Annotated in this window: 1 tRNA gene; it reads right to left on the bottom strand. The window is 39.1% G+C overall.

Features of this window, described 5'->3' with window-relative positions:
• Positions 1–417: 417 nt before the first annotated feature.
• Positions 418–499, bottom strand: a tRNA-Leu gene (locus E2L07_RS20605).
• Positions 500–831: the final 332 nt, after the last annotated feature.

The following is an 831-nucleotide window of genomic DNA, read 5'->3' as shown; positions in this document are numbered from 1 at the left end:
ACCGCTTTCAACCTACCAACTGAATGGTGCCTAAGCAGATGAAGGAGTTCGACTAGATTAGTATCTAATCTCGCTAACTTTATTTCTGGAATTGTGCGTGTACCACAGAAAGTGGTGAAGAGACAAATATTTCAATTCATTATGTAAGTGAACGACTTGGACATGGTGACATTGATACTACCTTACGAGAGTATACCCACGTCATTAAAGAGTTACGAGAGAAAGAAGAGCAGGCAACAATAGAGATTTTCGAGAAAATGATTGGGTAAAACTTGTATAAAAAATGTGTAAAATCATTCGAAAACCAATCGTTTTCAATCGAAACCTAAAAATACAAAAAAAGCTCGTAAACCCTTATATATCAAGGCTTACGAGCAAATAATTCTTTTCTAAAATTAACTTAAAAAATATAAAAGATACCGGTGGTCGGGGTCGAACCGACACTCCCGAAGGAACACGATTTTGAGTCGTGCGCGTCTGCCAATTCCGCCACACCGGCACGTTAAACGTTGCTATAACGGCATCCTTCACCGTAATAGAGCGCATCTTATTTGTCCTACCGCACATTACTTGCTTACTTTTACGTAGAATCACCGACATATCAACCGAATGTCGATCGTGCGCGGGTTCGCAATTACACGAGTAGTACGCGTCGGACATATAGTAATATATCACGGATAATTTCGATAGTCAACCGTGAAAATAAAAAAGATTGTGTCAACCTTTTGTGGGAGGAGTATTTTCCATCCTCATATGTGTAAGCGAATTCAGGATTTTAGGGTTCTCCTCGTTGAGAATCTTATGGTTTTTAAAAGCCTTTCAAGTCTTTCA

Source organism: Halalkalibacterium halodurans (assembly GCF_004376175.1).
Taxonomy (GTDB): domain Bacteria; phylum Bacillota; class Bacilli; order Bacillales; family Bacillaceae_D; genus Halalkalibacterium; species Halalkalibacterium halodurans.
This window is presented reverse-complemented; position numbering and strand designations above follow the sequence as displayed.